Source organism: Streptomyces sp. NBC_00440 (genome assembly GCF_036014215.1).
In the GTDB taxonomy this organism is placed as follows: domain Bacteria; phylum Actinomycetota; class Actinomycetes; order Streptomycetales; family Streptomycetaceae; genus Streptomyces.
In genome coordinates, this window is sequence record NZ_CP107921.1 from 7,176,362 (window position 1) to 7,198,372 (window position 22,011).

The 22,011-nt window shown below is 71.0% G+C and carries 18 protein-coding genes; 9 read left to right on the top strand and 9 right to left on the bottom strand.

Going from position 1 to position 22,011, the window contains the following annotated elements; translation table 11 throughout:
* Nucleotides 1-110 precede the first annotated feature (110 nt).
* On the top strand, nt 111-890 hold the full coding sequence (locus tag OHB13_RS31990) for a VOC family protein (protein WP_328379399.1): 780 nt from the start codon (nt 111-113) through the stop codon (nt 888-890).
* Between the two features lie 70 nt (nt 891-960).
* Nucleotides 961-1,206, top strand: a complete 246-nt coding sequence (locus OHB13_RS31995) for a WhiB family transcriptional regulator (RefSeq protein ID WP_266851211.1) — start codon at nt 961-963, stop codon at nt 1,204-1,206.
* A 170-nt stretch (nt 1,207-1,376) separates the two neighbouring features.
* Here the strand turns inward: OHB13_RS31995 and OHB13_RS32000 are convergent, their stop codons facing one another.
* From OHB13_RS32000 to OHB13_RS32015, 4 genes are all read right to left on the bottom strand, one after another.
* The gene (locus tag OHB13_RS32000) at nt 1,377-2,354 is read right to left on the bottom strand and encodes an acyl-ACP desaturase (protein ID WP_328379400.1); all 978 of its coding nucleotides are present in this window, start codon (nt 2,352-2,354) and stop codon (nt 1,377-1,379) included.
* A gap of 190 nt (nt 2,355-2,544) precedes the next feature.
* The gene (locus OHB13_RS32005; RefSeq protein ID WP_266851208.1) at nt 2,545-4,143 is read right to left on the bottom strand and encodes an ABC-F family ATP-binding cassette domain-containing protein; all 1,599 of its coding nucleotides are present in this window, start codon (nt 4,141-4,143) and stop codon (nt 2,545-2,547) included.
* Between the two features lie 272 nt (nt 4,144-4,415).
* Nucleotides 4,416-5,261, bottom strand: coding sequence for a class I SAM-dependent methyltransferase (locus OHB13_RS32010; protein ID WP_328379401.1), 846 nt, complete (start codon nt 5,259-5,261; stop codon nt 4,416-4,418).
* A gap of 87 nt (nt 5,262-5,348) precedes the next feature.
* Nucleotides 5,349-5,924 (bottom strand): MarR family winged helix-turn-helix transcriptional regulator, encoded by a 576-nt coding sequence (locus OHB13_RS32015; RefSeq protein ID WP_328379402.1) that lies wholly within the window; start codon nt 5,922-5,924, stop codon nt 5,349-5,351.
* A gap of 95 nt (nt 5,925-6,019) precedes the next feature.
* Here OHB13_RS32015 and OHB13_RS32020 point away from each other — a divergent pair, with 95 nt between their 5' ends.
* A complete protein-coding gene (locus tag OHB13_RS32020) occupies nt 6,020-6,544 on the top strand; it encodes a YceI family protein (RefSeq protein WP_328379403.1) in 525 nt (174 codons plus the stop codon).
* Between the two features lie 134 nt (nt 6,545-6,678).
* Nucleotides 6,679-7,638: a GNAT family N-acetyltransferase gene (locus OHB13_RS32025; RefSeq protein ID WP_328379404.1), complete on the top strand. Its 960-nt coding sequence runs from the start codon at nt 6,679-6,681 to the stop codon at nt 7,636-7,638.
* Here OHB13_RS32025 and OHB13_RS32030 read toward each other — a convergent pair.
* Nucleotides 7,635-8,051 (bottom strand): SsgA family sporulation/cell division regulator, encoded by a 417-nt coding sequence (locus OHB13_RS32030; RefSeq protein WP_328379405.1) that lies wholly within the window; start codon nt 8,049-8,051, stop codon nt 7,635-7,637. The genes OHB13_RS32025 and OHB13_RS32030 overlap by 4 nt on opposite strands.
* Nucleotides 8,052-8,296: 245 nt before the next feature.
* On the opposite strand from OHB13_RS32030, the gene OHB13_RS32035 reads away from it, so the two are divergent.
* Nucleotides 8,297-11,026: a beta-N-acetylglucosaminidase domain-containing protein gene (locus OHB13_RS32035; protein WP_328379406.1), complete on the top strand. Its 2,730-nt coding sequence runs from the start codon at nt 8,297-8,299 to the stop codon at nt 11,024-11,026.
* A gap of 110 nt (nt 11,027-11,136) precedes the next feature.
* Here the strand turns inward: OHB13_RS32035 and OHB13_RS32040 are convergent, their stop codons facing one another.
* On the bottom strand, nt 11,137-12,375 hold the full coding sequence (locus tag OHB13_RS32040; protein WP_328379407.1) for an ROK family transcriptional regulator: 1,239 nt from the start codon (nt 12,373-12,375) through the stop codon (nt 11,137-11,139).
* Between the two features lie 131 nt (nt 12,376-12,506).
* On the opposite strand from OHB13_RS32040, the gene OHB13_RS32045 reads away from it, so the two are divergent.
* The 3 genes from OHB13_RS32045 to OHB13_RS32055 all read left to right on the top strand — a co-directional run bounded on the left by OHB13_RS32045 (nt 12,507) and on the right by OHB13_RS32055 (nt 17,155).
* Entirely contained in the window at nt 12,507-13,625 is a 1,119-nt protein-coding gene (locus OHB13_RS32045) for a CaiB/BaiF CoA transferase family protein (protein WP_328379408.1), read from the top strand.
* A 97-nt stretch (nt 13,626-13,722) separates the two neighbouring features.
* Nucleotides 13,723-14,937, top strand: coding sequence for an acetyl-CoA C-acetyltransferase (locus tag OHB13_RS32050; RefSeq protein ID WP_328379409.1), 1,215 nt, complete (start codon nt 13,723-13,725; stop codon nt 14,935-14,937).
* Between the two features lie 46 nt (nt 14,938-14,983).
* Complete coding sequence (locus OHB13_RS32055) at nt 14,984-17,155, top strand: 3-hydroxyacyl-CoA dehydrogenase NAD-binding domain-containing protein (protein WP_328379410.1); 2,172 nt, start codon at nt 14,984-14,986, stop codon at nt 17,153-17,155.
* A gap of 68 nt (nt 17,156-17,223) precedes the next feature.
* Here OHB13_RS32055 and OHB13_RS32060 read toward each other — a convergent pair whose 3' ends face one another.
* Complete coding sequence (locus OHB13_RS32060; protein WP_328379411.1) at nt 17,224-17,979, bottom strand: MerR family transcriptional regulator; 756 nt, start codon at nt 17,977-17,979, stop codon at nt 17,224-17,226.
* Between the two features lie 245 nt (nt 17,980-18,224).
* Between OHB13_RS32060 and OHB13_RS32065 the strand changes: the two genes are divergently transcribed.
* Nucleotides 18,225-19,169, top strand: a complete 945-nt coding sequence (locus OHB13_RS32065; protein ID WP_328379412.1) for an oxygenase MpaB family protein — start codon at nt 18,225-18,227, stop codon at nt 19,167-19,169.
* Here the strand turns inward: OHB13_RS32065 and OHB13_RS32070 are convergent.
* Both OHB13_RS32070 and OHB13_RS32075 read right to left on the bottom strand, forming a co-directional pair.
* Nucleotides 19,132-20,166 carry a LacI family DNA-binding transcriptional regulator gene (locus OHB13_RS32070; protein WP_328379413.1) on the bottom strand — a complete coding sequence of 345 codons (1,035 nt, stop codon included), beginning with the start codon at nt 20,164-20,166 and terminating at the stop codon, nt 19,132-19,134. The genes OHB13_RS32065 and OHB13_RS32070 overlap by 38 nt on opposite strands.
* A 155-nt stretch (nt 20,167-20,321) precedes the next feature.
* Nucleotides 20,322-21,815, bottom strand: coding sequence for a M1 family metallopeptidase (locus OHB13_RS32075; RefSeq protein WP_328379414.1), 1,494 nt, complete (start codon nt 21,813-21,815; stop codon nt 20,322-20,324).
* Nucleotides 21,816-22,011 lie beyond the last annotated feature (196 nt).

The window sequence follows — 22,011 nt, forward strand, 5'->3', positions numbered from 1 at the left end:
CCGGCCGTACCCGGAGGCCCGCGGCGGGCCGGATTGTCAGTGCCCGGTGCAAGACTCGGAAACGCAGGCCGACGGGGGACCCCGACCACCCCCGAACCGAGGAGCGCACCATGCTGAGCATCCCGTTCGTCGCAGGCTCACCCAACTGGATCGATCTGGCGACCCCCGACCAGGAGGGGGCCACCGCCTTCTACGGCGCGCTGTTCGGCTGGGAGTTCCGGTCGGCGGGCCCCGATTTCGGCGGCTACGGCCTGTATTTCCTGGACGGGAAAATGGTCGGCGGGGTGATGCAGGGGACGGAGGGCCCGGCGGGCAGGGCGTCCTGGTCCGTCTACTTCCGGACCGAGGACGCCGAAGCGACCGCGCGGGACGTCGAGGCGGCGGGCGGAACCTCGCTCTTCGGACCGCACGACGTGGCCACGCTGGGTCGTATGTCCGGATTCAAGGACAGGACAGGTGCGCCCTTCTCGACCTGGCAGCCGGGGGAGAACAAGGGCATGGGCGTGGTGAACGACCCGAACTCGCTCTGCTGGACCGAGCTGTACACCACGGATGTCCCGGCTGCCGCCGCTTTCTACCACGCGGTGTTCGGCTGGGAGACCAACTCCGCGCCGTACCCCGGGGGTACGTACACGATGGCGGCCCCGGCGGGCCGCGGCCCCGAGGCCAATATCGGGGGCTTCGTCCAGACCGGCGCGGCCGACGCGGGTTACTGGCTGCCGTACTTCGAGGTGTCCGACACCGACGCGGCGGTGGCATCGGCGCAACGGCTGGGCGGCTCCGTCGTCATGGAGCCGGTCGACCTGCCGGGCGTGGGCCGGATCGCCAAGGCGACCGACCCCCACGGAGCGCAGTTCGCGCTGATCAAGGGTGAGTCCGGCGGTGCGTGAGACCTGCGGCGGGAAGCTCGTTCATCGTTTGTTGAACAGACATTGATCGCTGCCGGGCACTGTGTCCATCATGTCGATCACCACCAGCAACGCCCCTGAGCTCGCCTGGCAGGAGCGGGCTCTGTGCGCCCAGACGGGGCCGGAGTTCTTCTTTCCCGACCCGGGCAGCTCCACGCGTGAGGCCAAGCGGCTCTGCGGAATCTGCGAGGAGCGAGTGGCCTGTCTGGAGTACGCACTCGATCACGACGAGCGGTTCGGAGTCTGGGGAGGACTCTCCGAGAAGGAGCGGTACGGCCTGAGACGCGACGCGAGCTGACGCGGGCCGGACGGGGACACGGGCCGGGGGGCCCGCAACCGGGGGCGCCACCACCCCGGCCGACGGCCGCCATGCGGCACCGGCCGGGGTGGGAAGAGCGCGCCGGTGCGTTTCCGGAGCCACCGGCTCCACCGTGGCTCCGGGTTCTCCGGGCGTCCGAGCCTCCGGGGCTACGACGCTGCGGCGCGTGCGGCCATCCGGGCCTTGCGGGCCGCGAGCTTCGCGTCGAACTTGGCAGCCTCGGAGTCCAGACCGCCCATGTACATGCCCAACTCCTCCTGCGCCTTCAGTCCCTCCGGGCCGAGCCCGTCGATGTCCAGGACCTTCAGGTACCGCAGGACGGGCTGGAGCACATCGTCGTGGTGGATCCGCATGTTGTAGATCTCACCGATCGCCATCTGCGCGGCGGCCCGCTCGAAGCCGGGCATCCCGTGCCCCGGCATCCGGAAGTCGACGACGACGTCGCGCACCGCCTGCATGGTGAGGTCCGGGGCGATCTCGAAGGCCGCGCCCAGCAGATTGCGGTAGAAGACCATGTGCAGGTTCTCGTCGGTCGCGATCCGCGCCAGCATCCGGTCGCAGACCGGGTCGCCCGACTGGTGGCCGGTGTTGCGGTGCGAGACCCGGGTGGCAAGCTCCTGGAAGGCGACGTACGCGACCGAGTGCAGCATCGAGTGCCGGTTGTCCGACTCGAAGCCCTCCGCCATGTGCGCCATCCGGAACTGCTCCAGCTTGTCCGGGTCGACGGCGCGCGAGGCCAGCAGGTAGTCGCGCATCACGATGCCGTGCCGGCCCTCCTCCGCGGTCCAGCGGTGCACCCACGTGCCCCAGGCGCCGTCGCGCCCGAAGAGTGAGGCGATCTCGTGGTGGTAGCTGGGGAGGTTGTCCTCGGTCAGCAGGTTGACCACGAGCGCGGTCCTGCCGATGTCCGTGACCTTGGACTGCTCGGGCTCCCACGCCGTCCCGTCCTCGAAGAAGCCGGGAAAGTTGCGCGCGTCGGAGAACGGCACGTACTCGTGGGGCATCCAGTCCTTGGCCACGGAGAGATGGCGGTTGAGTTCCTTCTCCACCACCTCCTCCAGCGCATACAGCAGCCGGGCGTCTGTCCACGCGTCCGTACTGCCGAGGTGGGGAGAGGTGATTGTCACGGGGGCTCCTGGGGACGGGAGTATTTACCTACGGATTCGTAGGTTACGTCTCCGTAGGTTAAGGCGGCAGTAAGCCCCAGCCAACCCCCGGTTCCGATATGTACCGTTACAGTCTGCTATGCCTCCAGGTCGGGTCTCGATACGGAGAGCCACATCACGCCTCGGGGCCGGGCGTGTGGATCAAGCCGGGCTATTCGCTGCCGCCCAGTGTGAGCCACCGGGTGATGCCGACCGACTCCAGGAACGGCAGGTCGTGGCTGGCCACGATCAGCGCCCCCTCGTAGGACTCCAGCGCGGCCGTCAGCCGGCGCACGCTCGCCATGTCCAGATTGTTGGTCGGCTCGTCGAGCATCAGCAGCTGCGGGGCGGGCTCGGCCAGCAGCAGCGCGGCGAGCGCCGCCCGGAACCGTTCGCCGCCCGAGAGCGTGCCGGCCGGCTGGTCCGCACGCGCCCCCTTGAAGAGGAACCGGGCGAGCCGTGCCCGGATCAGGTTGTTGCCGGCGTCCGGCGCGTTGCGCGCCACGTTCTCGACGACGCTCAGCCCGTCGTCCAGTACGTCGAGCCGCTGCGGCAGGAAGCGGAGCGGCACATGGGCCGTCGCCTCCCCGGAGACCGGCTCCAGCTGACCCGCGATGGTCCGCAGCAGTGTGGTCTTCCCCGAGCCGTTCCGCCCGACCAGGGCGATCCGTTCGGGCCCGTGCGCGGTGAACTCGCCCTCGACACCGCTCCCGTACGGCAGTTGGAGTTCCCGCAGGGTCAGCACGCTCCGGCCGGGGTGCACTTTGGTGTACGGCAGCTCGATCCGGATCTCGTCGTCGTCCCGCACCGCGTCCGCCGCCTCGCTGAGCCGCTCCTTCGCGTCGTCCAGCCGCTCGGTGTGCATGATGCGGTGCTTGCCCGCCGACTCCTGCGCCGCGCGCTTCCGCGCACCCATCACGATCTTTGGTTCACGCTTCTGCTCCATCATCTTCTGCCCGTACCGCTTGCGCCGCGCCAGTTTGACCTGGGCGTCGGCCAGTTCGCGCTTCTGCTTCTGCACATCGGCCTCCGCGACCCGCACCATGCGTTCGGCCGCCTCCTGTTCCACGGCGAGGGCCTCCTCGTACGCGGACAGCGCCCCGCCGTACCAGTGGACCTCGCCGTCCCGCAGATCGGCGATCTGGTCGACGCGCTCCAGGAGTTCACGGTCGTGACTGACCACGACCATCACTCCGGGCCAGGCGTCGACCGCCGCGTACAGCCGTTGCCTGGCGTGCCGGTCGAGGTTGTTGGTCGGCTCGTCGAGCAGCAGGACGTCCGGCCTGCGCAGCAGCAGTGCGGCGAGCCTCAGCAGGACGGACTCACCGCCCGACACCTCGCCGATGCTCCGGTCGAGACCGACCGAGCCGAGTCCGAGCTGGCCGAGCACCGCGTGGGCGCGCTCCTCCACGTCCCAGTCGTCGCCGACCGCCGTGAAGTGCTCCTCACTCGCGTCACCCGCCTCGATGGCGTGCAGTGCGGCACGCTGTACGTCGATGCCCAGCGCCTGGTCCACGCGCAGCGCGGTGTCGAGCACGAGGTTCTGCGGGAGGTAGCCGATGTCGCCCGTGACACGGACGGCTCCGCCGCTCGGGGTCAGCTCACCTGCGATCAGCCGGAGCAGGGTCGACTTCCCCGACCCGTTGACGCCGATGAGGCCCGTCCTGCCCGGGCCGACGGCCAGCTGGAATTGGTCGAGGACCGAGGTTCCGTCCGGCCAGGAGAAGGAGAGCGCGGTGCAGGAGATATGGGTGGACGAATGGGTTGACATACGGGTCTCCCGGTTGCTGCGAAAAGGGGTGGGGGCAACGGGTGGAGACACCGCAGGGCACAGAGAAAGCCCTGTTCCGGGAGGACAGCTCGAATACCGAGGTCACACGCGGTGCGCGCAGGTGTGGTCACTGCACGGCACGGTGTCTCAAGACCTCAGTAGCGCAATGTCCTACTCCGATCAACGACAACAGGGCCAGGGAGAACGTTACGGCCGATCCGGCCCGCCCGCAAAGCGATTTACCGGGTCCGGTCGTACGCGGGCGCCCGTGGTCACGGCGCCGGTGGTCCGGCGGGGCGGCGCCCCCAGGCGGAGATCATGGGGGACGTCGCCAGATCGAGCCGGCCAGTGGCGACGTTCGCCAGATGCTGGTCGATGTCCTCGTCGGTGGCGATCCCGGCTGCCACGAGACGGGAGCGGATCTGGCGCACGGTGGCGGCTTCCAGGACGGTGCAGGCCGGCGAGGTGATGGGGAAGTAGGCGTCCGCCTGTACGTCGTCCAGGCCGGCTTCGCGCAGCAGCCGGGGCAGCGTCCGCCCGTAGGCGAGATCCGCGCCGCGCGCGGCCATCAGCTCGCGGAAACCTGACCGCAGACGGTTGGCGAGCCGCTGCTCGGGGCCGGACTCGTCGGGGCACAGCAGTGGCTGGAGTCCGGGGTCTGCGTCCTCGACCAGGAGCAGGCCGCCGGGACGCAGCGCCTGCACCATCCGGCGCAGGGCTTCGGCCCGGTCGGTGACGTGGACCAGGACCAGCCGTGCGTGGACCAGGTCGAATCCGCCGGGCGGCGGCGGGTCGGCCGCCACGTCGTGGCGCAGCACCTCGATGTTCCCGTCGGTGCCGGTATCGCTGCCGGTGCCGAGAGCGGACTCGGTCCACGAGGTGTCGATGTCCGTGGCCACCACGGCACCGTCCGGACCGACCCGCGTGGCCAGACCCATGGGAACGGTGGGGCCGCCGGCGCCGATCTCCCAGCACCGCATCCCTGCCGTGACGCCGAGACGGTCGATGTGCCGGAAGGTCACCGGATCGAACAGCTCGGCCAGCGCGTCGAAGCGGATGCCGGCTTCCGCCTGCTGGTTGTCGAGCAGGTATCCGTTGTCCGCGCCGTGGTCAGCCATGCCGCGAGTATCGCCGATCCCGTCCGTATGCGAGATCGCCGGGGCGGTCACCTCCGACCGCTGCACCAGGGCGTTTGCCGCGCCCGCTCAACGGCCGGAGGGCGAGCCCGCGTCGTTGAGCTCGGCCTCCAGATAGCCCATCGCCTTGACGAAGACGGTGCGCTCCTGCGGGCTGAGCCGTTGCAGGACCCGGGTGATCGGTGCTGCGGACTCCTCCAGCCAGCGGTCCGCCGCCGCCTCCCGGTCCGGGACGATCCGCACCAGGGTGCGCCGACGGTCCGCGGGGTCGGTCGAGCGCTCGGCGAACCCGGCCCGTTCCAGGTCCGCCACGAGGCCGCTGACGGTGGCCAGGTTGAGGTCCAGGACCGCGGCGAGGTTCCCGACCGTCGTGCCCTCCTCGCGGAGCAGCGCCAGGGCCGCGCCGTGCCGCGGGCCGAGGACGGTGTCCGAGACCCCGCCGCGTCCGGTACGGGAGCGCAGCGCACGTGCCACGCGCGGGAGGAGTTGCACCAGATTGCGCAGTCCCTCGTGCACCGTGCACGGCGCGGCAGCCGGTACCCCGCCGGGATCCGGGGGCTCGGCCGGGGCGACGGCGGAGCCCCCGGCCGGCTCGCCGGCCTGCGCCGCGGTGTCGGCGGGCTGCGGGCGTGGTCCGAATATCACGATCAGATCGTACTGTTTCCGATTGGATCGAATGGTTCGGCCAACCAAAGTATGGTGCGGACCGAAGCAATGACCCACGGCCGCTGGAGGCACCCATGACCGCCGACCCCACTCCTCTCGACCCGGCCGGACTCGCCGGAGCGTGGAGCCTGGACCCCGCCCGTACCTCGATCACGATCCGCACCAAGGCGATGTGGCTGCTGCCGGTGAAGGGCACGGCGAAGGCGGTCGAGGGCGGCGGCACCGTGGGCCCCGACGGATCGATCAGCGGCACGCTGGTCGTGGATGCGGCCTCCATCGACACCGGCACGGCCAAGCGGGACCAGCACCTGCGCGACGCCGACTTCTTCGAGGTGGCGAAGTACCCGACGATCACCTACGAGGCCACCGCGGGCACGGTGTCCGCCTCCGGCCGGGTCGAGCTGACCGGGACACTGACGCTGCACGGCCGGACACAGCAGCTCGCACTCGTCGGCCGGGTGACCGCCGCCGATGACGACGGGGCCACTGTGGCGGTCGAGGCCGAAATCGACCGCAGCCAGTGGGGCATGACGTTCTCGAAGATGGGCGCGGGACTCAGGAACCACCTGGTCATCAGCGCCCGGTTCACCAAGGCCTGACCATCGGCTCCGCCGCCGCGGCGATGCGCTGCACGCGACGTGCCACCGGGTGTGTCGTGCCGTTGGGTGCTGCGGCCGGGCGGCGCCGGAAAACCGATCGACGGCCTCGCGGGGCCCTGGCACAGTGGCGCACCATGACGCGCTTGGATTTGATGACCGCCGCGGACGTGCCCCTCATGCAGGGCCTGGCTCAGCGTGTCACCGCCGTCCGTCCGGACCTGATCGGCGCCGGCGCGTCGTACGGGGAGCTGGCCTGGATCTGGGGCAAGGACCATGCCGCCCAGGGTGCGGCCTGGCCGCGTCGGCTGTGGTTCGTGGGCGGGGATCCGGTGGCGTGGGGCTGGGCCTGTCTTCCGCGCCGGGTGAGGCGCAGTGACGGGTCGGTGAAGGAGGCCACCGGTACCTCTCTGACGTATCAGGTCCATCCCGACCACGCGGGGCTGGTCGACGAAGTGATCGACTGGTACGAGGGTGTGGCGGCCGGCCCCGAGCGCACGGTGATACCGAGTGCCGCCGACGAGTTCGCCCTGAAGCGGTGGATGGCGCACGGATATGCGGTCGACCCGGCCGCACTCGGCGACACCGGGGACTGGACCCAGCTAAACGAGCGGGACCTCACCGATGTGCACCGGCCGGTGCTGCCGGACGGATTCCGGTTCCGCACCGCGGACGAGGCCGGACCGGAGGCCGCGGTCCGGGCCCATGTGGACGCCTGGGCCCCCTCGACGTACACGGCCGAAAGCTATGAGGGCGTCCGGCGGACGGCGTCCTACCGCGGTGACCTGCACATCCTGGTGGAGGCGCCGGACGGGACGATGGCAGCCTCGACGATCATGTGGCTCGACGGAGCGAACAGGACCGTCGAGTTCGAGCCGGTCGGAACGCATCCGGACTACCGGCGGCTCGGCCTGGGAAGGGCCATGCTCCTGCACGGGATGCGGCTGGCGCGGGCGGCCGGGGCCACTCACGCGACGGTCGCCTGCCTGGGTGCGCCGGGGCACCCGGAGGCGCGCGGCCTGTACTACGGCGTCGGGTTCCGGGAGCTCTCGCGGGACGCGCCGCTGATCAGAACCGGGACAGCGGACAGGACCTAGCAGGCGTCCCGCAGCAGTTCCACGACGTCCTGGTCCACGTCGAGATAGCGGTGCTCGCGCCCGGTCGGGACGAGCGTCTCGGTCCGTTTCAGGAAGTGGCGCAGCTCGGCGGTGTGGATGTGGACCATCGCGACGCCCTCGCGGGAGTGGAACTCCAGGACGGTCCGGTCGTAGCCGAACGGCCGGATCCGTACGTCACCCACACCGGCCGGCGCACGGAGCCCCGCGCCCAGCAGGTCGCGTGCGAACGCCCAGGTGACCGCCACGCCCGCCAGCGTGGCCTGCGGCGGGAAGCCCACGGCGACCGCGAAGGGGTCCGCACGGTCGTAGCGCAAGGTGGTCGGGACGGTCTCCATCCGGGGTGCGGGTGTGACCAGGCGAGCCTGGACAGCCTGTTCGACGACATGAGGCAAGGTCTCGCTCCCTTCTCGCGGTTCGGCCGACGGTGTTCCCTTGAAGGGTCAGACGTCCGGCGGGACCGTTCCGTGCACCGGAAGACCGAGTGACATCCATCACCCTGCGGTGGAAGGGTGGAGGGTCATGCGCGCAGCTGCTCGGAAAAGCCTTCCTGCGCGCATCATTGACACACAATCAGGCGAGTGGTCTAGTCCTCCACAGCCCCGCTCAGGGGTAGGTGCCGAACCGTGGAGGATCGTTGATGTTCCGCAAAAAGCCGGCCGTACCGCATCACGGCCCGCTCTCCGGGCCCCTGCTCAGACCCCTCGTGGCCGGCCTCGCGCTGGCCCTGTCGGCCGCCCCGCTCAGCGCGGTCACCGCCGGGACCGCGAGCGCGGCCCCGAAGTCGGCCGCCCCTGTCATCACCCCCGCACCGCAGTCCGAGTCCGTCCGCTCCGACAGTGTCCGTATCACCCCGTACGTCGACATCGTCACCGGCAGCAGGACCGACGCCGCGGCGCTCTCCCTGGTGGAGAAGTCGCTGAAATCCGCCGGAGCTTCCCACTTGTCCGTCGGGCCGAAGAGCACCGGCCGGGACCGGCTGGCGGTCTACGTCGGCGGCCCGGGCGAGAACCCGTCGTCCGCCACCGCCCTCACCGCACTCGGCGTGCAGGGCCCGCAGGGCCTCGCCGCCGAGGGCTACGTACTCGCGGCCGGCCGGGCCCACGGCGACAGCGCGGGCCGGATCGTGCTCTCCGGGGCCGACGCGACCGGGACGTACTACGCCGCCCAGTCACTGCGCCAGGTGCTCCCGCACCGCAGCGGCCCCGGTGCCCCGGTGCGCGGCCTGAACGTGCGCGACTGGCCCGCCACACCTGTACGCGGCACCATCGAGGGCTTCTACGGCACCCCCTGGTCGCAGGCCGCGCGCCTGGACCAGATGGACTTCTACGGCGCGCACAAGATGAACATCTACGTGTACTCGCCGAAGGACGACGCCTACCTCCGGGACAAGTGGCGCGACGCCTACCCGCCGGACCAGCTGGCCACGATCAAGCAGTTGGTGGACCGGGCGCGTGCCAACCACGTCCAGTTCACCTATGCGCTCTCGCCCGGACTGAGCGCCTGCTACAGCTCCGACGCCGACCTCAAGGCACTGGTCGACAAGCTCCAGACCATCTGGGACATCGGCGTGCGGCAGTTCGCCATCCCGCTCGACGACATCAGCTACACCCACTGGAACTGCGACGCCGACCAGGCGAAGTTCGGCACCGGTGGCGGTGCGGCCGGCGCCGCGCAGGCGTATCTGCTCAACCGGGTCAACAAGGAGTTCATCAAGACCCATGAGGGCGCGCAGCCGCTGGAGATGGTGCCGACCGAGTACTACGACGTCACCCCGTCCCCGTACAAGACCGCCATCGCCGGACAGCTCGACAAGGACGTCCTGGTGGAGTGGACCGGTGTCGGCGTCGTCGCACCGACCATGACGGTCGCCCAGGCGAAGTCCGCCCGTACGGTGTTCGGCCATCAGATCCTGACCTGGGACAACTACCCGGTCAACGACTACGTGACCAACCGGCTGCTGCTCGGCCCGTTCAACGGACGGGAGAAGGGGCTCGCCGAACAGCTCGCGGGGATCACGGCCAACCCGATGATCCAGCCGTACGCCTCGAAGCTCGCCCTGTACACCGTCGCCGACTACACGTGGAACGACGCGGCGTACGACCCCGACCGCTCCTACCGGCAGGCCGTGCACGAACTCTCGGGCGGCAGCCCGCGGGTGGAACGGGCCCTGCGCGCCTTCACCGACGTCAACTACAGCTCGTCGCTCAACAAGCAGGAGGCGCCCGAGCTGTCCGCGGTCATCTCCCGCTACTGGGACGGCAAAGCGTCGTCCCGCACCCTCGCGGCCTCCCTGCGCGAGCTGCACGACGCCCCCGGTGTGCTGCGCGCACAGCTGCCGGACAAGGGCTTCGTCACCGACGCCGGTCCTTGGCTCGACTCCGCGCAGGCGTGGGGTACGGCGACACTCGCCGCGCTGCGGATGCTGGACGACGCGAAGGCCGGGCACGGCGCCGCCGCGTGGCAGGAGCGGCAGCAGCTGGCCGGTCTCGTCGCGAAGGCGAAGGCACCGGTCTACACCGACATGAACGGCGGGAAGATCCCGGTGGTCGTGGGTGACGGTGTGCTCGACGCGTTCGTGAACCGGGCGCTCACCGATGAGGGCCGGCTCATCGGGCTTCCGCCGCAGCCGGCGGGCCAGAGCGACCTGGGTGTCTACTCGGGCAACGCCCCGGCCCGGATGACCGACGGCGACGACTCCACCTACTTCTGGAGCAGTGCCGCGGCGGCCAAGGACGACTGGGTCGGGGTGGACCTCGGCGCCCAGCGTCCCATCAGCGACGTCACCGTCACCATGGGCAAGTCCGGCAGCGAGTCCGACTACCTCCACCAGGGCGTCCTGGAGTACTCGTCGGACAACAGCACCTGGCACACGCTCGGTTCGTTCAAGGACTCGCCGACGGCCAAGGCGACGGCCCCGGCGGGCACCACCGCGCGGTACGTACGGGCCCGGGCGACCGCCGACCAGACCAACTGGGTGGTGGTACGGGAGTTCCACGTGGGCGGTGCGGACGCACCGGCCGTCACGGGCAACCCGCCCGCGGCGGACGGCAGTACCCAGGCATCCGCCGCTGACGGGAACGCGGAGAGCGTCTACCGCGCCTCACGCGCACCCGCGGCCGGTGAGTCCCTGGACGTCACCCTGCCGCAGGCCAAGGCGGTGCACTCGGTGACCGTGCTGGCTCCCGGCGGAGTGAACGGCGTCAATGCGGCCGTGCAGATCCGTACCGGTGGCCGGTGGCAGACGCTCGGCGCGACGACCGGCCCGTACACACACATCACGACCCGTGCGGTCACCGCCGACGCGGTCCGCCTGCTGTGGGCCAAGGGCTCGGCGGCGCCGCAGATCAATGAGGTGGCCGTGCAGTAGCCGCGGGAACACCGCACAGGGGCGTGGGGGCCGGGCGGCCACGAACCGCCGGGCCCCCACGGCATATCCGGACAGCGGTGCGCAACCCGCCCCGGCGCACCGGGGTGCTCTCACCCCGCCCGCTGTTCCGTGTACGCGACCGGATCGGCCAGCACCTCCTGGACGATCAGCGCCGCCGCACCCCGCGCGGCGTCCCCCGCCACCGATGAGGCACGCAGTCTGCCGCTGCCGCGCGGCCAGAGCCCGGAGATCACCCGGCCGGTCAGCTCCCGGTCGGCACCCGGCGCCAGCCAGGGCATCAGGCCGCGGTAGATCCCGCCGAGCACCACCGCGTCCGGGTCGAAGAGGTTCACCGCCCCCGACAGCACCCGCCCCAGCATCACCCCGGCCTCCGCGACGGCGGCCACGGTGCGCTCGTCGCCGGAGTGCGCGCGCCGTTCCAGCTCCGCGACCCCGGACGGTCCGGCGCTCTCGTCTATCCCGGCGGCCCACAGCAGCGCCGACTGGCCCGCGTACTGCTCCAGGCAGCCGCGCGAGCCGCACCGGCACTCCGGGCCGTCGGGGTCCACCACCACATGGCCGATCTCACCGGCGAACCCGTGGGCGCCGCGCAGCAGTTCGCCGTCCAGCACCAGGGCGCCGCCCACCCCTATCTCACCGGTCAGATAGAGGAAACTGCGGATCGCGCCGAGCCCGCCGAACCACAGCTCGGCCAGCGCGGCCAGATTGGCCTCGTTGTCCGAACTGACCGGCAGCGGGCGGCTGTCCGGGCGCAGCGCCGAGAGCGCCTGGGCGAAGACCCCCTCGGCCGCCACCCGGTTCCAGCCGAGGTTGGGCGCCTGCCGCACGGTCCCCCCGGAGACAAGACCCGGCAGCGCCAGCTGGACTCCGACGGGCCGCAGGTCCTGCTCCCGCGCCGAATCCAGCGCCCGTGCCGCGACACGCGCGGCGCGGGCCAGCACGCCGGCCGGCGGGGCGCCCCGGTTGTCCAGGTGCTCCGTCAGACGTACGCGGCCGGTGCCCGCCAGGTCCACCACACAGACCGACACATAGTCGACGTTGATCTCGACGCCGATGCCCGCCACGCCCGTGCGGGCGGGTTTGAGCACCGTGCCGGGCCGCCCGGCCTGCCCGCTGAACGTCTTGCCCGACTCCGCGAGGAAGCCGCTCTCCAGGAGCTGTTCGACCAGCGACGAAACGGCCGCCCGGGTCAGCCCCACCCGTGCGGCGACACCGGCCCTGGTGGCCTCGCCCTGCTCCCGCACGGCGCGCAGCACCAGGCTGAGATTCTGCCGCCGTACGGTGTCCTTGTCGGCCTTGGGGCCGAGCGGCGTGAGGTTATTGGTCATATCGCCGCTGAGCCTATGCGACCCCGTACCGCGCCACTAAGCGGATGCTCAGCCAAAAGTCTTGTGCGGAGTGGAACACGTTCTTAACATCATCGATGTCACATCAGTTGTGTCACAGTCCTGGGGGCGTGATGGCAGAGGCAGGGAACGGCCCGCTGGCGGGAGTCCGGGTGGTCGAGCTGGCGGGGATCGGGCCCGGTCCCTTCGCCGCGATGGTCCTCGCGGACCTCGGCGCCGACGTCGTACGGGTCGACCGGCCCGGCGGCACGGGGCTCGCGGTCAACCCGGCGTACGACCTCACCAACCGCAACAAGCGCTCGGTGCTCATCGACCTCAAGGCCGACGACGGACCCGCCCGTGTCCTCGGGCTCGTGGAGCGCGCCGACATCCTGATCGAGGGGTACCGGCCGGGTGTCGCCGAGCGTCTCGGCGTCGGCCCGCTGGAGTGCCACGCCCGCAACCCGAAGCTCGTGTACGGACGGATGACCGGCTGGGGGCAGGAGGGGCCGCTCGCCGGACGCGCCGGGCACGACATCGCGTACATCGCCGTCACCGGCACCCTGGGGATGATCGGCAGCCCCGGCGAGCCGCCCACCGTCCCCGCCAATCTGGTCGGTGACTACGCCGGCGGCTCGCTCTATCTGGTCATCGGCATCCTCGCCGCGCTCCAGCACGCGCGCACCGAAGGGGGAGCGGGGCAGGTGGTCGACGCCGCGATCGTGGACGGCGCCGCGCACCTCGCCACCATGATCCACGGGATGCTGGCGGCGGGTGGCTGGCAGGACAGGCGCGGGGCGAACCTGCTCGACGGGGGCTGCCCGTTCTACGGCAGCTACGAGACGTCGGACGGCGAGTACATGGCCGTGGGCGCCCTGGAGCCGCAGTTCTACGACGAGTTCGTGCAGCTGCTCGATATCGCGTCCGAAGCCCCGGCACGCAAGGACTTCGCTCGCTGGGACGGACTGCGCGAGACCATCGCCGCCCGCTTCCTGACCCGGACCCGGGCGGAGTGGACGGCGCTCTTCGAGGGGTCCGACGCCTGTGTGGCGCCGGTGCTCTCGCTGCGTGAGGCGCCGGAACACCCGCATCTCGCCGCCCGCGGGACGTTCATCGAGCACAGCGGGATCACCCAGCCCGCGCCGGCGCCGCGCTTCTCCGCCACCCCCGGTTCCGTACGGCTCGGACCCGCCCAGCCCGGTGCCGACACAGCGGAGGTCGCCCGGGACTGGGACGTACAAGGACTCACCTGACCGGCATTCCGGCCCGCCTCAACCCGACCCGCACCCGCACATCACCCGCACCCGCACCCGCACCCGCATTCGATCCGCATCCCGAAAGGCCGCTGTCTTGAGTACCGAAGCGTTTGTGTACGACGCGATCCGCACCCCACGCGGGCGCGGGAAGGCCAATGGCGCCCTGCACGGCACCAAGCCCATCGACCTGGTCGTCGGGCTGATCCATGAGCTGCGCCGCAGGTTCCCCGGTCTCGACCCGGCGGCCATCGACGACATCGTGCTCGGTGTGGTCAGCCCGGTCGGCGACCAGGGCTCCGACATCGCCCGCACGGCGGCCGTCGCGGCCGGCCTCCCCGACACGGTGGCCGGTGTCCAGGAGAACCGCTTCTGCGCCTCCGGCCTGGAAGCCGTCAACCTGGCCGCCGCGAAGGTCCGTTCCGGTTGGGAGGACCTGATCCTGGCGGGCGGCGTCGAGTCGATGTCCCGCGTCCCGATGGCCTCCGACGGCGGGGCCTGGGCGATGGACCCGATGACCAACTGGGACACCGGCTTCGCACCCCAGGGCGTCGGCGCCGACCTCATCGCCACCATCGAGGGCTTCACCCGGCACGACGTCGACTCCTACGCCGCGCTCTCGCAGGAGCGGGCCGCCGAGGCGTGGAAGGACGGCCGGTTCGCCCGCTCCGTCGTCCCCGTCACCGACCGCAACGGGCTGGTCGTCCTCGACCACGACGAGCACCTGCGGCCGGGCACCACCGCCGACTCGCTGGCCGCCCTCAAGCCGTCCTTCGCCACCATCGGCGAGATGGGCGGTTTCGACGCGGTGGCGCTGCAGAAGTACCACTGGGTCGAGAAGATCAACCACGTCCACCACGCGGGCAACTCCTCCGGCATCGTGGACGGCGCCTCGCTGGTCGCCATCGGCTCGGGCGAGGTCGGCGAGCGGTACGGGCTGACGCCCCGAGCCCGCATCGTCTCGGCCGCGGTCTCGGGATCGGAACCGACGATCATGCTGACCGGGCCCGCGCCCGCCACCCGCAAGGCGCTCGCCAAGGCCGGTCTGACCATCGGCGACATCGACCTCGTGGAGATCAACGAAGCCTTCGCCGGCGTCGTGCTGCGCTTCGCCCGGGACATGGAACTCCCGCTGGACAAGATCAACGTCAACGGCGGAGCCATCGCACTCGGACACCCGCTCGGCGCCACCGGCGCGATGATCCTCGGCACCCTCATCGACGAACTGGCCCGCCGCGACCAGCGGTACGGCCTCGCCACGCTCTGCGTCGGCGGCGGCATGGGCATCGCCACCGTCGTCGAGCGTCTCTGACCGCGTCCCCTCCCACGACCCACGGCCCTCACGGAGCAGCCACACCATGAGCGAGAACACCACCATCCGCTGGGAACAGGACGGGACCGGCGTCGTCACCCTCGTCCTCGACGACCCCAACCAGTCCGCGAACACCATGAACCAGGCCTTCAAGGAGTCGATCGCGGCCGTCGCCGACCGCGCGGAGGCCGAGAAGGACTCCATCCGCGGCATCATCTACACCTCCGCGAAGAAGACCTTCTTCGCGGGCGGCGACCTCAAGGACATGATCCAGGTCGGGCCCGCCCAGGCCCAGCAGGCCTTCGACACCGGTACGGCCATCAAGAACTCGCTGCGCCGCATCGAGACCCTGGGCAAGCCGGTCGTCGCGGCCATCAACGGCTCGGCGCTCGGCGGCGGTTACGAGATCGCCCTCGCCAGCCACCACCGCATCGCCCTCGACGCGCCGGGCTCCAGGATCGGCCTGCCCGAGGTCACCCTCGGTCTGCTGCCGGCCGGCGGCGGTGTCACCCGGACCGTACGGCTGATGGGCATCGCCGACGCGCTGCTCAAGGTGCTCCTCCAGGGCACCCGGTACAACCCGCGGCGCGCCCTGGAGAACGGCCTCGTCCACGAAGTCGCCGCCACCGCCGACGAGATGCTGGCCCAGGCGCACGCCTTCATCGACGCCCACCCCGAGTCGCAGCAGCCGTGGGACGTCAAGGGGTACAAGATCCCCGGCGGGACCCCGTCCAACCCGAAGTTCGCCGCCAACCTGCCCGCCTTCCCCGCCAACCTCAAGAAGCAGTTGCAGGGCGCCCCCTATCCCGCGCCGCGCAACATCCTCGCCGCGGCCGTCGAGGGCTCCCAGGTCGACTTCGAGACGGCACTGACCATCGAGGCCAGGTACTTCACCGAACTGGTCACAGGGCAGACCGCGAAGAACATGATCCAGGCGTTCTTCTTCGACCTCCAGGCGGTCAACTCCGGTGCCGGCCGCCCCCAGGGGATCGAACCCCGCGAGGTCCGCAAGGTCGCCGTGCTCGGCGCCGGGATGATGGGCGCGGGTATCGCCTACTCCTGTGCGCGCGCCGGGATCGACGTCGTACTCAAGGACGTGTCGGCCGAGGCCGCGCAGAAGGGCAAGGCGTACTCGGAGAAGCTGCTCGCGAAGGCCCTCTCGCGCGGCCGCACCACCGAGGCCCAGCGGGACGCGCTGCTCGCCCGCATCACCCCGACCGGCGACCCGGCCGACCTGGCGGGCTGCGACGCGGTGATCGAGGCGGTCTTCGAGGACGTGTCGCTCAAGCACAAGGTGTTCCAGGAGATCGAGGGCGTCATCGAGCCCGACGCGCTGCTCTGCTCCAACACCTCCACGCTCCCCATCACACTGCTCTCCGAAGGCGTCGAGCGGCAGAGCGACTTCATCGGGCTGCACTTCTTCTCGCCCGTCGACAAGATGCCGCTCGTCGAGATCATCAAGGGCGAACGGACCGGCGACGAGGCGCTGGCCCGCGCTTTCGACCTGGTACGCCGGATCAACAAGACCCCGATCGTCGTCAACGACTCCCGCGGGTTCTTCACCTCACGCGTCATCGGCCAGTTCATCAACGAGGGCGTGGCGATGGTCGGCGAGGGCGTCGAGCCCGCATCGGTCGAGCAGGCCGCCGCCCAGGCCGGCTACCCGGCCAGGGTGCTCTCGCTGATGGACGAACTGACGCTCACCCTGCCGCGCAAGATTCGCAACGAGGCGAAGCGGGCCACCGAGGAGGCGGGCGGCACCTGGGCCGGGCACCCGTCGGACGCCGTCATCGACCGGATGGTCGACGAGTTCGGCCGGACGGGCCGTAGCGGGGGAGCGGGGTTCTACGACTACGAGGACGGCAGGCGGACCGGACTCTGGCCGGGGCTGCGCGAGCACTTCACGAAGTCCGGGGCGGACGTCCCCTTCACCGACATGAAGGAGCGGATGCTCTTCTCCGAGGCGCTGGACAGCGTCCGCTGCCTGGAGGAGGGCGTCCTGACCTCGGTCGCCGACGCCAACATCGGCTCGATCCTCGGCATCGGCTTCCCGGGCTGGACCGGCGGTGTGCTCCAGTACATCAACGGTTACGAGGGTGGCCTGCCGGGCTTCGTGGCGCGCGCCCGTGAACTCGCCGGGCAGTACGGGGAGCGGTTCGCGCCGCCCGCGCTGCTGGTCGGGAAGGCCGAGCGGGGCGAGACGTTCAGCGACAGCTGACGCCTGAGCCGAGTCCGGATCCCGGCGAGTCCGGCTCCCATCGGGGTGCCGGTTCCCGGCGGGACCGGTCAGGGGGCTGCGGGCCCGTCCACGTAACGGGCCCGCAGCTCATCCTTCAGTGACCGCTGGAACGCCGTCACCAGAGCCTGTACGACCATCGGCTGCATATCGGCGGAGAGCGACTTCATCGCCTCCACCGCCTCGGGGTCGCTCTCGCGCTCCCGGTAGGGCCCCCACACCTCGTCCTGGAAGAGCCGGGTCAGCTCCTTCGCGGCGGCCCGGGTGTGCTCCAGGACCACCGTGCGCGCGGCCAGGATCGTCTCGTGGGCGATCGGCACGTCGAGCAGCTGCACACCGAGCGCGAGCAGCCCGGGATCCACCCGGAAGGCGTCACTCCCGCCCTCCACCCGCTCCAGTACGTTCATCGCCGCGAGCCGGTCGATGTCCGGCTCGGGCAGCGGCCGCCCGGCCCGGCGCTCCAGCTCCGCCCTGGTCACGTCGTCCGCACCCTCCGGCGCCCACGAGGCCACCACAGCACGGTGGATGGCCAGATCGTGTGCGCTCAGGTCGTCGGGGAGCTGCCGGAGATAGCGCTCGATCGCGGCGAGCGTCATCCCGTGGTGCTGCAGCTCCTCGACGAGTGCGAGCCGGGAGAGGTGCGCGGGGCCGTAGAGGCCGACGCGGCGCGGCCCGATCACCGGCGGGGGGAGCAGGCCGCGCGCGCTGTAGAAACGGACCGTGCGGACGGTCACCCCGGCGCGCGCGGCCAGTTCGTCGACCGTGAGGGCCGAAGCCGTGGCTGTCCCGTCGGGGGCGGTCCCCATGCCTCTGCCTCTTTCCCGGACACCCGCCGGTCACCGGGTCGGTCACTCGGCTGATCCGGTACAACAGTATTGCTGTCCCACCATCCTTGTGAAAGCCCTGGCCGCAGGCCGGGGCTGCCGTTTGCCCCGCACCTCCGGGCCCCCGCGCCCCTCGGACCCCGGCCGTCGCATACTGGAACGCAGAGAGTGCGGGCTTGGGGCCCGAGCCCGCTACGGCCGACGGAAGCAGCGACGGGAGCCCGCGTATGAGCAGCCGCACCACGCCGACAGGGCCGCCACCGCCACCGCCGGGCGGTGTGCTGTGGAGCGAGGTCGGTGACATCCGGGTGCTGCTCACGCTGCCCGCGGCGCTGACCATGCAGGTGGCCCACCCGGCCGTCGGCGCCGGCGTCGACGCGTACTCCGTCTTCCGTACCGACCCATGGGGCCGCGGCGAGCGCTCGCTGCGCTCGATGCAGCTCTGGGTGTACGGCGGGGACGCCGCTACCGAAGAGGGGCGCAGGCTGCGCCGTATGCACCGGACCATCCGCGGCACCGACACCCGCGGCCGCCCGTACCAGGCCCTCGCTCCGGCCACCTTCTCCTGGGTGCACGCCACTGGTTTCCCGGTCTTCCTGCAGGGCCGGAAGTACCTCGGACGCCCCTACACCGACGCCCAGGAACGGCAGTTGTACGCGGAGTGGCTCCAGGTCGGGCGGGTCCTCGGCATCGCCGACCGGGACATGCCGCAGACCATCGAGGAGTTCTGGCCGTACTACCGGAAAATGCTGGCCGACGAGATCGAGGCCACCCCGGTGGTGCGGGAGCTGACCGACCCGGGCAGCCCCGTACCGCCCCCGGACCGCGGACCTCGTCCGCTGCGCTCGCTGCTCCGGCTGCTCTGGCCGGTGCTGCTGCCGCCGCTGGCCCGCTTCCGGCACTTCGTCACCGTGGGGCTGATGCCGCCGGAGGCACGTCAGGCGATCGGTCTGGAGTGGACGGACTCGCAGGAGCGGGCGCTGCGCCGTTTCGGCCGGTGTGTCCGGGCCGTCGTGCCCGTGCTTCCCGAGCGGGTGCGCTATCTGCCGCTGGCCCGTGCGGCGCGGGCGGCCCACCGGGCGGCGATGTCCGGCGGCGCGCCGGCCGGCAGGGAGAGCGTCACACCGCAGGACGTCACGCGGAGACCCGGCGGACCAGGTCGGTCGGCATGATCACGGAGTCGGGCGGTGTGACGCCCTCCCCGTCCAGGCCCCGGAGCAGCATCCGTACCATCAACCGCCCCATGCCCTCGATGTCCTGACGGACCGTCGTCAGTGGCGGGTCGGTGCACTCCGCCACCTTCTCCATGTCGTCGAACCCCACCACCGCCACGTCGTGGGGGACCCGTCTGCCGTGTTCCCGCAGGACCTGGAGCGCCCCCGATGCCATCAGGTCGTTGGCCGCGAACACCGCGTCCACCTCCGGCCGCCGCTCAAGCAGTTCGGACATCGCCGCGGCGCCGCTCTCCACCGTGAAGGCACCGTGTGCGGTGAGCCCGGGGTCGACGTCCAGCAGGACATCCCGGTAGCCGTCCAGCCGGTCGATCCCCGATGTCTGGTCCTGCGGGCCCGCGATGTGCGCGATGTGCCGGCGTCCGAGCGAGACCAGATGCTGGACCGCCGTGCGGGCGCCGCCCCGGTTGTCGCAGTCGGCGTAGGGCAGCGCGAGACCGGACTCGGGGCCCGCCCACACCGGCCGGCCGCCGAAGACCGTGGGGATCCCGGCCCGGTGGATCACGGCGGGCAGCGGATCCTCGGTGTGCAGCGAGAAGGCCAGCGCGCCGTCCACATGGCCGCCCGCCAGATAACGCCCGATCCGGTCGTAGTCCTTCCGGCCCTCCACCAGCAGCAGTACCAACTGCGAGTCGTGGGCCGTCAGTTCGCGGCTGATGCCGCGCAGCTGCTGGGAGAAGAACGGGTCCGAGAAGATCCGGATCTCCGGCTCGGCGATGATGACCGCGACCGCGCCGTTGCGCCGGGTGACGAGCGTCCTGGCCGCGTGATTCGGTACGTAGCCGAGTTCCTCGACAGCCTGCTGGACCCGGTCCACCAGCGGCTGCCGCACACCGGCACCGCCGTTGACGACGCGCGAGGCCGTCGCCCGCGACACACCCGCGCGGGCCGCGACGGCCTCCAGGGTCGGCCGGGAGCCGTGGATCGGATCGGTCAACGGGTACTCCTCGTCGGGCGCGGCAGCAGGGCGTACGGGTACTCGCTCCGCGGCGGTGCTCGGGCCGCGGTATCGGAGCAGCGTAACCACCGCCCGCCGCGCGCAGGAAGCCGCGCCGCCCCGGTCGACGGGACGGCGCGGCCTCCTGTCGCAGGTCAGCGGTCGTGGACGGTGTGCGTCCGCTCGATCTGCCGCCAGGACTTCGGCGCCACGGGCCGGGCGTCCGTATGCGCGATCCGGGCCTGCTTCGCCGCCCCCGCTGCGGGCTTGGACGGGGTGAACAGCCAGGTGTCGAAGAAGGCGGCCAGCGGCTTCCCCGAGACCTGCTCGGCGTACTTCTCGAAGTCGGCCACCGACGCGTTGCCGTAGGCGTGCTCGGCGGGCCACCCCTTGAGGATCTTGAAGAACGCGGTGTCACCGATCTTGTCGCGCAGCGCCTGGATGGCGAGCGCGCCCCGGTCGTAGACGGCGTCGTCGAACTGGTTCGCCGCGCCGGGATCGCCCGGCTTCACCTTCCAGAACGCGTCGTCGGCCGGGTGCGAGGCGTACACATAGTCCGCCAGCTCCTGCGCGGTCCCGTCGCCCTGGTTCTCCGACCAGAGCCACTCGGCGTAGGACGCGAACCCCTCGTTGATCCAGATGTCCTTCCAGCCCTTGAGGGACACGTCGTCGCCGTACCACTGGTGCGCCAGCTCATGGACGACCACCGAGACATTGGCGCCGTTCGCGAACTGCTTCGGGCTGTAGAACGGCCGGGTCTCGGTCTCCAGCGCGTACCCGGTGGTGGTGTTCGGCACATAGCCGCCGAGCGCGCTGAAGGGATAGGGGCCGAAGTACCCGCTCAGCCAGTCGGCGACCTCCCCGGTCCGCTCCACACTGGCGCGCGCGGCGCCGGCGTTGTCGCCCAGGTCCTTGCTGTACGCGTTGATGATCGGCACACCCGCCGCCGTGGTGCCGGTGGTGATGTCGAACTTGCCGACGGCGAGCGTCGTCAGATAGGTGGCCTGCGGCTTGTTCGACCGCCAGTTGTACGTGGTCCGGCCCAGCTGTGAACGCTGCGACTGGAGCACGCCGTTGCTGATCGCCTGGGTACCGTCGGGCACCGAGACCGACACGTCGTACGTGGCCTTGTCCAGCGGGTGGTCATTGCTCGGGAACCACCACCACGCCGACTCGGGCTCGTCCGCCGCGACCGCGCCGTCCGGGGTGCGGTGCCAGGTGTTGAAGCCGTACGCCGACTTGGTGGACGGCACACCGCTGTAGCGGACCACGATGGTCACCGCGGAGCCCTTGGCCAGCCCCTTGGCCGGGGTGACCACCAGCTCGTGCTGCCCCGATGTGGCGAAGGAGGCCTTGGCGCCGTTGACGCGCACCTCGCTCACATCGAGCAGGAAGTCCAGATCGAACCGGGAGAGATCCTGGGTGGTGGTGGCCAGGATCGTCGCGGTGCCGTCCAGCCGGTCCGTCGACGGCTGGTACTTCAGCTTGAGGTCGTAGTGCGAGACGTCGTATCCGCCGTTGCCGTACGCCGGGTAGTACGGGTCGCCGATGCCCGGTGCCCCGGGCGTGAAGCCGGCCGCCGATGCCGGGATCGCCAGCAGAAGCGAGGCGGCCGAGAGCACGCTCGGGACGATGAGTCTGCGGTGCACTGATGCTCCAAGTCGTGGGGGTCGTCGTTGTGTTCGACCCTATTCAGCCCACCCGCCACTAGTCATGTCCACGGTCACAGCTGTCACAGGATCGCCATTCGGCCGACATGGACTCTGCCGCACCACCGCACCCCGCGCCGCCCGCCCCGCCGGGGGCACCGGCCGCCTGGTCAGGAGGGCACGGCGCGGCCCGATT

Bases quoted from the DNA above. Each gene is read 5' to 3' on its own strand.
- OHB13_RS31990 (WP_328379399.1), top strand. From the start codon at position 111: ATGCTGAGCATCCCGTTCGTCGCAGGCTCACCCAACTGGATCGATCTG.
- OHB13_RS31995 (WP_266851211.1), top strand. From the start codon at position 961: ATGTCGATCACCACCAGCAACGCCCCTGAGCTCGCCTGGCAGGAGCGG.
- OHB13_RS32005 (WP_266851208.1), bottom strand. From the start codon at position 4,143: ATGTCAACCCATTCGTCCACCCATATCTCCTGCACCGCGCTCTCCTTC.
- OHB13_RS32010 (WP_328379401.1), bottom strand. From the start codon at position 5,261: ATGGCTGACCACGGCGCGGACAACGGATACCTGCTCGACAACCAGCAG.
- OHB13_RS32020 (WP_328379403.1), top strand. From the start codon at position 6,020: ATGACCGCCGACCCCACTCCTCTCGACCCGGCCGGACTCGCCGGAGCG.
- OHB13_RS32025 (WP_328379404.1), top strand. From the start codon at position 6,679: ATGACGCGCTTGGATTTGATGACCGCCGCGGACGTGCCCCTCATGCAG.
- OHB13_RS32035 (WP_328379406.1), top strand. From the start codon at position 8,297: ATGTTCCGCAAAAAGCCGGCCGTACCGCATCACGGCCCGCTCTCCGGG.
- OHB13_RS32040 (WP_328379407.1), bottom strand. From the start codon at position 12,375: ATGACCAATAACCTCACGCCGCTCGGCCCCAAGGCCGACAAGGACACC.
- OHB13_RS32045 (WP_328379408.1), top strand. From the start codon at position 12,507: ATGGCAGAGGCAGGGAACGGCCCGCTGGCGGGAGTCCGGGTGGTCGAG.
- OHB13_RS32055 (WP_328379410.1), top strand. From the start codon at position 14,984: ATGAGCGAGAACACCACCATCCGCTGGGAACAGGACGGGACCGGCGTC.
- OHB13_RS32060 (WP_328379411.1), bottom strand. From the start codon at position 17,979: ATGGGGACCGCCCCCGACGGGACAGCCACGGCTTCGGCCCTCACGGTC.
- OHB13_RS32065 (WP_328379412.1), top strand. From the start codon at position 18,225: ATGAGCAGCCGCACCACGCCGACAGGGCCGCCACCGCCACCGCCGGGC.